The organism is Pseudomonas sp. LBUM1672, assembly GCF_059695655.1.
The window spans coordinates 2,374,590-2,387,433 of record NZ_CP166781.1 but is presented as its reverse complement, the minus strand read 5'-3'; the positions used below and the strand labels follow the sequence as shown (position 1 = coordinate 2,387,433).

General features: G+C 58.4%; 12 protein-coding genes. 9 read left to right on the top strand and 3 right to left on the bottom strand.

Annotated elements, in window-relative coordinates; translation table 11 throughout:
• Positions 1 to 60: 60 nt before the first annotated feature.
• The 4 genes from trxB to infA all read left to right on the top strand — a co-directional run bounded on the left by trxB (position 61) and on the right by infA (position 2,849).
• Positions 61 to 1,020 (top strand): thioredoxin-disulfide reductase, encoded by a 960-nt coding sequence (gene trxB, locus ACA053_RS10865; protein WP_497317113.1) that lies wholly within the window; start codon positions 61 to 63, stop codon positions 1,018 to 1,020.
• A 64-nt stretch (positions 1,021 to 1,084) separates the two neighbouring features.
• On the top strand, positions 1,085 to 1,765 hold the full coding sequence (aat, locus tag ACA053_RS10860; protein WP_497317111.1) for a leucyl/phenylalanyl-tRNA--protein transferase: 681 nt from the start codon (positions 1,085 to 1,087) through the stop codon (positions 1,763 to 1,765).
• A 57-nt stretch (positions 1,766 to 1,822) separates the two neighbouring features.
• Positions 1,823 to 2,530, top strand: coding sequence for an arginyltransferase (locus ACA053_RS10855; RefSeq protein WP_109629446.1), 708 nt, complete (start codon positions 1,823 to 1,825; stop codon positions 2,528 to 2,530).
• 100 nt (positions 2,531 to 2,630) lie between these two features.
• Complete coding sequence (gene infA, locus ACA053_RS10850) at positions 2,631 to 2,849, top strand: translation initiation factor IF-1 (protein WP_002553999.1); 219 nt, start codon at positions 2,631 to 2,633, stop codon at positions 2,847 to 2,849.
• A 236-nt stretch (positions 2,850 to 3,085) separates the two neighbouring features.
• Here the strand turns inward: infA and clpA are convergent, their stop codons facing one another.
• Both clpA and clpS read right to left on the bottom strand, forming a co-directional pair.
• The gene (gene clpA / locus ACA053_RS10845) at positions 3,086 to 5,356 is read right to left on the bottom strand and encodes an ATP-dependent Clp protease ATP-binding subunit ClpA (protein ID WP_007946437.1); all 2,271 of its coding nucleotides are present in this window, start codon (positions 5,354 to 5,356) and stop codon (positions 3,086 to 3,088) included.
• A gap of 30 nt (positions 5,357 to 5,386) precedes the next feature.
• Positions 5,387 to 5,770: an ATP-dependent Clp protease adapter ClpS gene (gene clpS / locus ACA053_RS10840; RefSeq protein WP_010458899.1), complete on the bottom strand. Its 384-nt coding sequence runs from the start codon at positions 5,768 to 5,770 to the stop codon at positions 5,387 to 5,389.
• 224 nt (positions 5,771 to 5,994) lie between these two features.
• On the opposite strand from clpS, the gene ACA053_RS10835 reads away from it, so the two are divergent.
• On the top strand, positions 5,995 to 6,276 hold the full coding sequence (locus tag ACA053_RS10835; RefSeq protein WP_109636008.1) for a cold shock domain-containing protein: 282 nt from the start codon (positions 5,995 to 5,997) through the stop codon (positions 6,274 to 6,276).
• Between the two features lie 62 nt (positions 6,277 to 6,338).
• Here ACA053_RS10835 and icd read toward each other — a convergent pair whose 3' ends face one another.
• A complete protein-coding gene (gene icd, locus ACA053_RS10830) occupies positions 6,339 to 7,595 on the bottom strand; it encodes an NADP-dependent isocitrate dehydrogenase (protein WP_008146904.1) in 1,257 nt (418 codons plus the stop codon).
• Between the two features lie 509 nt (positions 7,596 to 8,104).
• Between icd and ACA053_RS10825 the strand changes: the two genes are divergently transcribed.
• The 4 genes from ACA053_RS10825 (at position 8,105) to hflD (ending at position 12,779) form a co-directional block, all read left to right on the top strand.
• Positions 8,105 to 10,330 carry an NADP-dependent isocitrate dehydrogenase gene (locus ACA053_RS10825; RefSeq protein WP_497317108.1) on the top strand — a complete coding sequence of 742 codons (2,226 nt, stop codon included), beginning with the start codon at positions 8,105 to 8,107 and terminating at the stop codon, positions 10,328 to 10,330.
• 198 nt (positions 10,331 to 10,528) lie between these two features.
• A complete protein-coding gene (locus tag ACA053_RS10820; RefSeq protein ID WP_497317106.1) occupies positions 10,529 to 10,975 on the top strand; it encodes an NUDIX hydrolase in 447 nt (148 codons plus the stop codon).
• Positions 10,976 to 11,034: 59 nt separating this feature from the next.
• A complete protein-coding gene (mnmA, locus tag ACA053_RS10815) occupies positions 11,035 to 12,159 on the top strand; it encodes a tRNA 2-thiouridine(34) synthase MnmA (protein ID WP_109629435.1) in 1,125 nt (374 codons plus the stop codon).
• A complete protein-coding gene (hflD, locus tag ACA053_RS10810; RefSeq protein WP_109629433.1) occupies positions 12,156 to 12,779 on the top strand; it encodes a high frequency lysogenization protein HflD in 624 nt (207 codons plus the stop codon). The genes mnmA and hflD overlap by 4 nt, the downstream gene beginning before the upstream one ends.
• The last annotated feature ends 65 nt before the right edge of the window (positions 12,780 to 12,844 follow it).

Sequence of the window (12,844 nt, the reverse complement as noted above, 5' to 3'; positions counted from 1 at the left end):
ACGCGCGGTTCAATTTGAGCATGCATTCTCTTTTGTGACAAAGGCTTATGAGGTGTTTTTATGAGCGAACCGAAGCATTCCCGCCTGATCATTCTGGGTTCCGGCCCTGCCGGATACAGCGCGGCCGTTTATGCCGCACGCGCCAACCTCAAACCCGTTGTCATCACCGGCATACAGGCAGGTGGCCAGCTGACCACCACCGTTGAAGTCGACAACTGGCCTGGCGACGTCGAAGGCCTCACCGGCCCGGTGCTGATGGAACGCATGCAAAAACACGCCGAGCGCTTTGCCACCGAGATCGTTTACGACCACATCCACACCGCCAAGTTGCAGCAACGGCCGTTCGAGCTGATCGGCGATGGCGACACTTACACCTGCGACGCCCTGATTATCGCGACCGGCGCTTCAGCGCAGTACCTGGGGCTGCCATCGGAAGAAACCTTTGCCGGCCGTGGGGTTTCAGCCTGCGCCACCTGCGACGGGTTCTTTTATCGCAATCAAGTGGTCGCGGTTGTCGGCGGTGGCAACACAGCGGTTGAAGAGGCGCTGTACCTGTCGAACATCGCCAAGGAAGTACACTTGATTCACCGGCGCGACAAGTTGCGCTCGGAGAAGATTCTCCAGGACAAGCTCTTCGAAAAAGCCGCCAACGGCAATATCCGCCTGCACTGGAATCAGAATCTCGATGAAGTATTGGGTGATGCCAGCGGCGTGACCGGCGCCCGTCTGCGCGACAGTCATACTGGCGAAACCAGTGAATTGGCGGTGGCTGGCGTGTTCATCGCCATCGGTCACAAGCCCAATACCGACCTGTTCGAGGGCCAGCTGAAAATGCGTGACGGTTATCTGCTGGTCAGGGGTGGCAGCGAAGGCGATGCCACGGCCACCGAGATCCCGGGGGTGTTCGCCGCCGGCGACGTGGCCGACCACGTTTACCGCCAGGCCGTGACCTCCGCCGGGGCTGGCTGCATGGCCGCGCTGGACGCCGAGAAATACCTCGACGACATTCCCACTGTTTGACGGCACACTTTACGGCGGGCCCACCAGCCCGCCACCGCCCTCCCCTTCTGCAAGCCCGGATGCCATGCTGACTTGGTTACAACGCAACACCCTGACCTTCCCGCCGCTGGAAAAAGCCATGCGCGACCCCAACGGATTGTTGGCCGCGGGTGGCGATCTGTCCGCCGATCGCCTGATTCAGGCTTATCGCCACGGCTGCTTTCCATGGTTCTCGGAAGGCCAGCCGATCCTTTGGTGGTCGCCCGATCCGCGCACCGTTCTTTTTCCCGACGAACTGCATGTCTCGCGCAGCCTGAATAAATTGCTGCGCCAGCAACGCTATCAAGTGACCTTTGATCAGGATTTTGCCTCGGTGATCAGCGCCTGCGCCGCACCCCGGGAGTATGCCGACGGCACCTGGATCACTGACGCGATGCAGACGGCTTACCTCGAACTGCACAAGCGTGGCTACGCGCATTCCGTGGAGGTTTGGGATGATGGCGTGCTGGTCGGCGGGCTCTATGGCCTGGCGATGGGTCAGCTGTTCTTCGGCGAATCGATGTTCAGCCGCGCTGACAATGCCTCGAAATATGGCTTTGCCACTCTGGTGCGACATCTGAAAGATTCAGGTTTTGTGCTGATCGACTGCCAGATGCCGACCGACCATCTGCACAGTCTCGGCGCCCGAGCGATTCCTAGGCGCGATTTCGCCAACTTCCTCGCGCAGCATCTGGATCAACCCAGCCGCGCCACCTGGGTTTGCTGAGCGACTTTTGCGCGCGTGGCTTACACTTAATCCAAAGCTTATTCCCGAGGGTTGATCATGACCGAGTTGGCGCGTTTGAAGTTTTATGCCACTCAGCCCCACTCTTGCAGTTATCTGCCCGAGGAGCAGGCCACGACGCTGTTCCTCGACCCTAGTCAGCCCATGGATGTGCATGTCTACGCAGACCTGTCTGAAATGGGTTTTCGTCGCAGCGGCGATCATCTCTACCGGCCTCATTGCCAGAATTGCAATGCGTGCGTCCCGGCGCGCATCCCTGTGGCGCAATTTGCACCCAACCGTCAGCAGAAACGCATCTTCAAACGCAACGCCGACCTGCAAGTGCGCCCGGCCCGGCCGACATTCAGCGAAGAGTATTTCGATCTCTATCAGCGCTACATCGAACAGCGTCACGCCGATGGCGACATGTACCCACCGAGTCGCGACCAGTTTTCGACGTTCCTGGTACGTGACCTGCCGTTCTCGCGTTTTTACGAATTTCGTCTCGAAGGCCGACTGCTGGCGGTGGCCGTGACCGACTTGCTGCCGAACGGTCTGTCGGCGGTCTACACCTTCTACGAACCCGATGAAGAACGCCGCAGCCTGGGTCGCTACGCGATCCTCTGGCAAATCGCCGAGGCCCAGCGCCTCGGGCTGGAAGCCGTCTACCTCGGCTACTGGATCAAAAACTGCAAAAAGATGAGCTACAAGACGCAATATCGGCCTATCGAACTGCTGATTAATCAGCGCTGGGTCATCCTGAACTAGAACCCCTTGGCTTAAACCCCATTTTTCGGGCACAATGCACGCCGCTTTTGCCTGGCGCAGTTGCACCGGGCCATTCATTGGACACCGAGGGCTTTACTGCATGTCGAAAGAAGACAGCTTCGAAATGGAAGGCACTGTCGTCGACACCCTGCCCAACACCATGTTTCGTGTGGAGTTGGAAAATGGGCACGTCGTAACCGCGCATATCTCCGGCAAGATGCGCAAGAACTACATTCGTATTCTTACCGGTGACAAAGTGCGCGTCGAGCTGACGCCCTATGACTTGAGCAAAGGGCGCATCACTTACCGCGCTCGCTAATCAAGTCAATACAAAACGCCCGGTTTATGCCGGGCGTTTTTGTTTGTCTGCGATTTGATGGATCAACTCTGCCCCCTGTGGGAGCGAGCCTGCTCGCGATAGCGGTGGATCAGCTTGCATTGACGTTGAATGTGCGGGCCTCATCGCGAGCAGGCTCGCTCCCACAGGGTGCGGTGTACAAACCCCAGACAGCAAAAAGGCGCCTCTCGGCGCCTTTTGCTTTGTTGCGGTTAACGTCAGGCCATTTCAGCCGTGGTTTCGAACTCGAAGGTCAGCTCGCCGTCCTTGAGGTCGATGTGCACCACGCCGCCATGGTCGGCCAGTTCGCCGAAGAGGATCTCTTCCGCCAGCGGACGCTTGATCTTGTCCTGGATCAAACGCGCCATTGGTCGAGCACCCATCGCCGAGTCGTAGCCACCGGCTGCCAGCCAGCTTCGCGCTGCGTCGGTCACTTCCAGCTGCACACGCTTGTCTTCCAGCTGCGCCTGAAGCTCGGTAAGGAACTTGTCCACCACGCTTTTGATGACCTCATGACTGAGGCGACCAAACTGGATAATAGTGTCCAGACGGTTGCGGAACTCCGGCGTGAAGCTCTTCTTGATCACTTCCATCGCATCGGACGAGTGGTCCTGATGGGTGAAACCGATCGAAGCGCGAGCAGCTGTTTCGGCACCGGCGTTGGTCGTCATGATAACGATCACGTTACGGAAATCCGCCTTGCGCCCGTTGTTATCGGTCAGCGTACCGTGGTCCATGACCTGCAGCAGCAGGTTGAAGACTTCCGGATGCGCCTTCTCGATCTCATCGAGCAACAGCACGCAGTGAGGCTGCTTGGTGATGGCTTCGGTCAGCAGACCGCCCTGATCGAACCCGACGTAGCCTGGAGGCGCACCGATCAGACGCGATACGGTGTGGCGCTCCATGTACTCGGACATGTCGAAACGAACCAGCTCGATGCCCAACGCCTTGGCCAGCTGACGCGCCGCTTCGGTTTTACCGACACCGGTAGGACCGGCGAACAGGAACGAACCGACAGGCTTGTCAGGCGACTTGAGGCCGGCACGGGACAGTTTGATCGCGGTCGACAGCGAGTCGATCGCGGCATCCTGGCCAAATACGGTCAGCTTCAGGTCACGCTCAAGGTTACGCAGCAGCTCTTTGTCGGAGCTGGTGACGTGCTTAGGTGGAATCCGCGCGATTTTCGCAACGATGTCCTCGACCTGAGGAACTTCGATGCGTTTCACGCGTTTCTCGATTGGCTGCAGACGCTGATAGGCGCCGGCCTCGTCGATGACGTCGATGGCCTTGTCCGGCATGTGCCGGTCATTGATGTAGCGCGACGCCAGTTCAGCGGCGGCACGCAACGCTTCATCGCTGTATTCGATGTTGTGGTGCGCTTCGAAACGACCTTTCAGGCCGCGCAGGATGCCAATGGTGTCTTCCACCGAAGGCTCCGACACGTCGACCTTCTGGAAGCGCCGGGCCAAGGCACGGTCCTTCTCGAAGATCCCGCGGAATTCCTGGAACGTGGTCGATCCGATGCAACGGATATCGCCCGACGACAGCAGCGGCTTGAGCAGGTTCGAGGCATCCATGACGCCACCGGACGCAGCGCCCGCACCGATTATGGTGTGGATTTCGTCGATGAACAGGATCGCCTGCGGACGTTTTTTCAGCTCGTTGAGCAACGCCTTGAAGCGCTTCTCGAAATCGCCGCGGTATTTGGTCCCGGCCAGCAAGGCGCCCAAGTCGAGGGAATACACCACGCTGTTGGCCAGCAAGTCCGGCACCTGGTTGTCGACAATGCGTTTGGCCAGGCCTTCGGCAATCGCGGTTTTACCCACGCCCGCCTCGCCCACCAGCAACGGATTGTTTTTGCGACGACGCGCCAGGATCTGCGCGACGCGCTCGACTTCCAGCTCACGGCCGACCAACGGATCGATACGACCCTGGCGCGCGAGTTCGTTGAGGTTGCTGGCATAAGCATCCAGAGGATTGCCTGAAGAAGAAGACTCACCGCCCTCGTCGTCCTGCATATCTTGCTCACCTTCAGAGTGATCGCCATGCCCAGGCACTTTGGAAATGCCATGGGCGATGTAGTTGACGACATCAATGCGCGCAACGCTCTGCTGTTTCAGCAGGAACACTGCCTGACTCTCTTGCTCACTGAAGATGGCGACCAGCACGTTAGCGCCAGTCACTTCGCGTTTGCCCGAGCTCTGTACGTGGAAAACAGCACGTTGCAGTACACGCTGGAAGCCCAGGGTTGGCTGGGTTTCGCGATCCTCGTCATGGACAGGAATCAATGGCGTGGTGGAGTCGATGAACTCCTGCAGATCGTGCTTGAGTTTGTCGAGGTTTGCGCCGCAGGCACGCAAAACGGTGGCGGCAGCCTCATTGTCCAATAGGGCCAGCAGGAGGTGTTCGACGGTCATGAATTCATGACGCTTCGATCTAGCCTCCTTGAAGGCAAGATTGAGGGTGACTTCGAGCTCGCGGTTTAACATAGCTTCACCTCATACCCAAGTGGTCGGCGATTAACCGTCCTTCTCGATTTCACAGAGTAGCGGATGCTGGCTTTCCCTGGCGTACTGGTTGACCTGCATGGCCTTAGTCTCGGCGATGTCGCGGGTAAACACTCCACATACTGCCCGTCCTTCTGTGTGGACGGCCAGCATGACCTTGGTCGCCAGCTCCCGATTCAGGTTAAAAAACACCTCGAGCACTTCGACGACGAAATCCATCGGTGTGTAGTCATCGTTGAACAAAACCACCTTGTACATCGGCGGCGCCTGTAAAGCAGGCTTTGCCTCCTGAACAGCAATGCCTGCGGAATCGTCGTCGTGGGGCTCCGGGTGATCTTTTTGGAGAGCCGGGCGATCCTGATTGAATGTTAGTCGAATCTGGCTGATTGCATGCATGGAAAGAAAGGTTCGTCAGTTGTTCAAATACAGTGGTGGGGGCGGCTATGGACGATTTCAACTCCGACCGCCCGGTCACCTTGACTATCGGGAAAACAGTGTTACAACCAATAGAGCCCACAGTGGGTAAAAAAGGTCCGCGGAGTCAATCTTATTTAAAGATCTGACTGCGGATGTACTGGATGATACTCCAGTGATGGAGTCTGTTGCAGAGGGATATGGGTATGTCAGTCGGTAAGGTGAAATGGTTCAACAATGCCAAGGGGTTCGGTTTCATTAACACCGATGCCAGAGAAGGTCGTGACGAGGACGGTGGTCTTATTGATTTCTTTGCCCACTACTCGGCCATCGATATGAACGGGTACAGGACACTGAAGGCCGGGCAAATCGTAAGCTTCGAGATCATCCAGGGCCCCAAAGGGCTGCACGCGGTAAACATTACAACCGCCCCTGTCGAGAATGAAAAGGCTGCCCCTGCCATCCAGCAGGAGAAAGTGTCGAGCTGACGCTCCCCGTCATCCAGTCATAAAAAAAACCGCCCGAGGGCGGTTTTTTTATGCCGATTCGCTTACATATGCGAGATGAGCGCATCACCAAACGCCGAAGAAGACAGCAGTTTCGCACCCTCCATCAGACGTTCGAAGTCATAGGTCACGGTCTTGGCGGAAATCGCGCCGTTGGTGCCCTTGATGATCAGATCAGCCGCTTCGGTCCAGCCCATGTGGCGCAGCATCATCTCCGCGGACAGGATCAGCGAGCCCGGGTTGACCTGGTCCTTGCCGGCGTACTTCGGCGCAGTACCGTGGGTCGCTTCGAACATGGCAATGGTGTCGGACAGGTTGGCACCCGGTGCGATACCGATACCACCCACTTCCGCCGCCAGGGCGTCAGAGAGATAGTCGCCGTTCAGGTTCAGGGTCGCGATCACATCGTATTCGGCCGGGCGCAGCAGGATCTGCTGGAGCATGGCGTCGGCGATGGCATCCTTGACGATAACGTTCTTGCCGGTTTTCGGGTTTTTGAACTGCATCCACGGACCGCCGTCGAGCAGGGTCGCGCCGAATTCTTCAGCGGCCACTTCGTAGGCCCATTCCTTGAAGGCACCTTCGGTGAACTTCATGATGTTGCCTTTGTGCACGATGGTCAGCGAGTCGCGGTCGTTGTCGACTACATACTGCAGCGCTTTTCGCGCCAGACGCTTGGTGCCTTGCAGGGAAACCGGCTTGATGCCGATACCGCAGTTTTCGTCGAAACGGATCTTGGTGACGCCCATTTCATCTTTAAGGAACTTGATGACCTTGGTCGCTTCCGGCGAACCGGCTTTCCACTCGATACCGGCGTAGATGTCTTCCGAGTTCTCACGGAAGATCGTCATGTCGACGTCGCCTGGCTTCTTGACCGGGCTAGGCACGCCTTCGAACCAGCGCACCGGGCGCAGGCAGACATAAAGGTCCAGTTGTTGACGCAGGGCCACGTTCAGGGAACGGATGCCGCCACCGACCGGGGTGGTCAGAGGGCCCTTGATGGAAACCACGTAATCTTTAACTGCGTCCAGGGTTTCCTGAGGTAGCCAGGTGTCCTGATCGTAAACCTGAGTCGCTTTCTCCCCGGCGTAGACTTCCATCCAGGAAATTTTGCGCTCGCCGCCGTAAGCCTTCTTAACAGCAGCATCGACAACCTTGATCATGACCGGGCTGATATCAACGCCAATACCATCGCCTTCGATGAAGGGGATGATCGGGTTGTTAGGAACATTGAGAGAATGGTCCGCGTTGACGGTGATTTTGTCGCCGACTGCTGGAACCTGAATCTTCTTGTATCCCATGCTGAACTCCATTGTTTGGATTGAACATCTGGCTTCGTTCGAGCGTACCCCAGTTAAATCGGCACGCAAACCCTATGTTCCAACCATCTGCCGCAAAGCTGCACAGTTCGCGACGTACAAGCCTGAAAGCAAAGGGAAAAGCGCCAAACTCAAGCACGGTGCAAGACTCTACGCCCCACTCGCCCCTGCGACCTTTAGACCAATGGACGAGAATCGTTACGTATGAACCATCGGCAGATTGCCAGCTACCTATGTATAATGCCGCCCGCTGACCACAGAGTCACGACGGCCAACCTTTCCTGCAACTGAATAAGTAGCCGAGACTTGGGCCTGAAAAAGCAGGGTTGTTACCGCAACCCACCCGCTTGACGCTCGACTGATGCACCCAACATCACCGCGCACAAATCTCGACATTCGGCTCATGGACGACTTTGAACGAACGCGCTTACCCGGCGCCCCTCGAGTTTTTCTGCGCACGCTTTAGCAAAGAAGAGAGAGTTAATCCGAATATGCCCACCCGCTCGAAGATCATCTATACCTTCACCGACGAAGCTCCCGCCCTCGCCACCTATTCACTGTTGCCTATCGTAGAGGCCTTCACCGCCTCCGCTGATATCGCCGTGGAAACTCGCGATATCTCTCTTGCAGGGCGCATCCTGGCCAGCTTCCCCGAGCAATTGGGTGACAAAGCCGTAGCCGATCACCTCGCCGAACTGGGCGACCTGGCCGTTACGCCTGAAGCCAACATCATCAAGCTGCCGAACATCAGCGCCTCGGTTCCGCAACTGCAAGCCGCGATCAAAGAGCTGCAAGCCCAGGGCTTCGCTCTGCCGGACTACCCGGAAACCGTGACCAGCGACGCCGACAAGCTCGCCAAGTCGCGCTACGACAAGATCAAGGGCAGCGCCGTAAACCCGGTTCTGCGCGAAGGCAACTCCGATCGTCGCGCGCCGCTGTCGGTCAAGAATTACGCGCGCAAGCACCCGCACAAAATGGGCGCCTGGGCTGCGGACTCCAAGTCCCACGTCGCGCACATGAGCACCGGCGATTTCTACGGCAGCGAAAAAGCTGCCCTGATCGACGCCGCTGACGCCGTCAAAATCGAACTGATCGCTCAAGACGGCACCACCACCGTCCTGAAAGAAAAAACCACCGTGCAAGCCGGTGAGATCCTCGATTGCGCGGTCATGAGCAAAAACGCTCTGCGCAGCTTCATCGCTGCCGAAATCGAAGACGCCAAGCAAAAAGGCGTGCTGCTGTCGGTTCACTTGAAAGCCACCATGATGAAGGTCTCCGACCCGATCATGTTCGGCCAGATCGTTGCCGAGTTCTATAAAGACGCACTGGCCAAGCACGCTGACGTGCTGGCACAGATCGGCTTCAACCTGAACAACGGCATCGGCGACCTGTACGCTCGCATCAAAGCCCTGCCGGCTGAACAGCAAGCGCAGATCGAAGCAGACATCCAGGCGGTCTACGCCGTTCGTCCGTCGTTGGCCATGGTCAACTCCGACAAAGGCATCACCAACCTGCACGTGCCGAGCGACGTGATCGTCGACGCCTCGATGCCGGCCATGATCCGTGACTCCGGCAAAATGTGGGGCACTGACGGTCAGCTGCACGACACCAAGGCTGTGATCCCGGATCGCTGCTACGCGACCATCTACCAAGCGGTCATCGAAGACTGCAAGGTAAACGGTGCTTTCGATCCGACCACCATGGGCAGCGTGCCAAACGTTGGCCTGATGGCGAAGAAGGCCGAAGAGTACGGCTCGCACGACAAGACTTTCCAGATCAAGGCCAACGGCGTCGTTCGGGTTTCCGATGGCGCTGGCCGCACCTTGCTGGAGCAGTCGGTTGAAGCCGGCGACATCTTCCGCATGTGCCAGACCAAAGACGCGCCGATCCAGGACTGGGTCAAACTGGCCGTCAACCGTGCCCGTGCAAGCGCAACCCCGGCTATTTTCTGGCTGGACCCGATGCGCGCCCACGATGGCGTGGTGATCGAGAAAGTTCAGGCTTACCTGAAGGATCACGACACTGCCGGTCTGGACATCCAGATCATGGCGCCTGTCGACGCGATGAAGTTCACCCTGGACCGCACTCGCGAAGGCAAGGACACCATCTCGGTGACCGGCAACGTACTGCGCGACTACCTGACTGACCTGTTCCCGATCATGGAACTGGGCACCAGCGCCAAGATGCTGTCGATCGTTCCGCTGATGAATGGCGGTGGCCTGTTCGAAACCGGCGCCGGCGGTTCGGCACCGAAGCACGTTCAGCAGCTGCTGGAAGAGAACTTCCTGCGCTGGGATTCGCTGGGCGAATTCCTGGCCCTGGCCGCTTCCCTCGAGCATCTGGGTGTTACTTATAACAACCCGAAAGCGCTGGTTCTGGCCAAGACTCTGGATCAGGCCACTGGCCAGTTCCTTGACAACAACAAGTCGCCATCGCGCAAAGTCGGCAACATCGACAACCGCGGCAGCCACTTCTATCTGGCGCTGTACTGGGCTCAAGCCCTGGCGGCCCAGACCGAAGACACCGCACTGCAAGCGCAGTTCGGCCAACTGGCCAAGACCCTGACCGAGAACGAAGCAACCATCGTTGCCGAGCTCAACGCCGTTCAGGGCAAACCAGTGGACATCGGCGGTTACTACCACGCCAATGCCGAGCTGATCAGCAAGGCCATGCGCCCGAGCAACACTTTCAACGCCGCGATCGCTGCGCTGGTTTAAGGTTGTAAGGAAGCATCACAAACCCCGGCCATGTGCCGGGGTTTGCGTTTTTGAAGACAACGCAAAACCCTGTGGGAGCTGGCCTGCCAGCGATAGCGGCTTATCATGCAACATTAATGGTGACTGACTAATCGCAATCGCTGGCAGGCCAGCTCCCACAGGGATAGTGTTTCAACCTTTGGAATTCGAGGAAGCTTCATGGACTGGAAACCCCACATCACCGTCGCCACCATCGTCGAAGACGACGGCCGTTTCCTGATGGTCGAGGAAACCAAGCACGGACGAACGGTACTCAACCAGCCCGCCGGCCATCTCGACCCGGACGAAACCCTGATCGAAGCCGCCGTGCGCGAAACCCTGGAAGAAACCGGCTGGGACGTCGAAGCGACCGGCGTAGTAGGTATTTACCTTTACACCGCCCCGAGCAACGGCGTGACCTACCAGCGCGTCTGCTTCACCGCCAAACCGCTCAAACATCACCCCGACTATCAACTGGACGACGGTATCGTCGGCGCCAAATGGCTAACCCGTGACGAACTGCTGGCACAGCGCGCAAACTGGCGCAGTGAGCTGATCATCCGCTGTATCGATGATTATCTGGGAGGCTTTCACTTCGGTCTCGAACTGATCCGCCCTTCTCTTTAGCCTTGCGGGCTTCGGCCTGTTAGAATCGCGTCCTTTTTCAAGACACTCATTGAATCCCTATGCGTGATCCAGCCCCTTCTGACACACAAAAGAAGCGCGTCATTGTCGGCATGTCCGGCGGCGTAGACTCTTCCGTTTCCGCTCTCCTGCTGATCGAGCAGGGTTATGAGGTGGAAGGCCTGTTCATGAAGAACTGGGAAGAAGACGATGGAACGGAATACTGCACCGCCATGGATGACCTGGCGGACGCCCAGGCTGTGTGCGACAAGATCGGCATCAAGCTGCACACCGCCAACTTCGCCGCCGAGTACTGGGACAACGTGTTCGAGCATTTCCTGGCCGAATACAAGGCCGGTCGCACGCCGAACCCGGACATCCTTTGCAACCGCGAGATCAAGTTCAAGGCGTTCCTCGACTACGCCATGATGCTCGGTGCCGACCTGATCGCCACCGGCCACTACGTGCGCCGCCGCGACATCGATGGTCGCACCGAGCTGCTCAAGGGCCTGGACCCGAACAAGGACCAGAGCTATTTCCTGCACGCTGTCGGCGGCGAACAGATCGCCAAGACCCTGTTCCCGGTCGGCGAACTGGAAAAACCCGAAGTGCGCGCGATTGCCGAGAAACACGACCTGGCGACCGCGAAGAAAAAGGACTCCACCGGGATCTGCTTTATCGGCGAACGCCGCTTCAGCGACTTCCTCAAGCAATACCTGCCGGCACAACCGGGCGAGATCAAGACCACCGAAGGTGAAGTCATCGGCCGTCACCACGGCTTGATGTACCACACTATCGGACAGCGTCAGGGCCTGGGCATCGGCGGCTTGAAAGACGCCGGCGACGAGCCGTGGTACGTGCTGATCAAGGACCTGGAAAACAACGAGCTGATCGTCGGCCAGGGCAATGACCACCCTTACCTGTTCTCCCGCGCCCTGCTCGCTTCGGACATCTATTGGGTCAACCCGATCGATCTGACCGAGCCGCGCAAGCTGACCGCCAAGGTTCGTTATCGCCAAAGCGATCAACCGTGCACGCTGGAAAAAACCGCCACCGGCTACCGCGCCACATTCGATGACCCGCAACGCGCGGTCACCCCGGGCCAGTCAGTGGTGTTCTATGACGGTGAAATCTGCCTCGGCGGCGGCGTGATTGAAGTCGCAGAGCCATGGAGCAGCAAGGCATGAACCCCACTCAGGAGCAACTGACGGCGCTGGGCGGCGTGTTTCTCGCCGCGGTCCTCGTCGACAAGATTGCCAAGACCGGCCAGACCACCGAAGCCGGCCTGACCTGCATGCTCGGCAGTCTGCTGATCCGCGACCCCAAGGACACCCTGGAAGTGTACGGCGGCGACGACATCAATCTGCGCGAAGGCTATCGCGCATTGATCGGCGCCCTGGAGCGCGACCCGAGCACCCTGCAGCGCGAACCGCTGCGCTACGCCCTGGCCATGCTGGGCCTTGAACGTCAACTGGCCAAGCGCGATGACATGCTTGATGTGATCGGCAAGCGTCTGCCGCAGATTCAATCCCAGGTCGAGCACTTCGGCCCGGCGCATGAAAACGTGATTGCTGCTTGCGGCGCGCTGTACCAGGACACCCTGAGCACCTTGCGCCAACGAATTCAGGTCCACGGCGACATGCGCAACCTGCAGCAACCGAGCAACGCCTCGAAGATCCGCGCCCTGTTGCTGGCCGGGATTCGTTCCGCGCGCCTATGGCGGCAGTTGGGCGGTCATCGCTGGCAGTTGGTGATCAGCCGCCGCAAGTTGCTTAAAGAGCTTTACCCGCTGATGCGCAGCAGCTGAACCGCGCCCGCAACACTGATTTAGATCTGTAACGCGTAATACGCCGGTCAGTTGGCAACGGACCG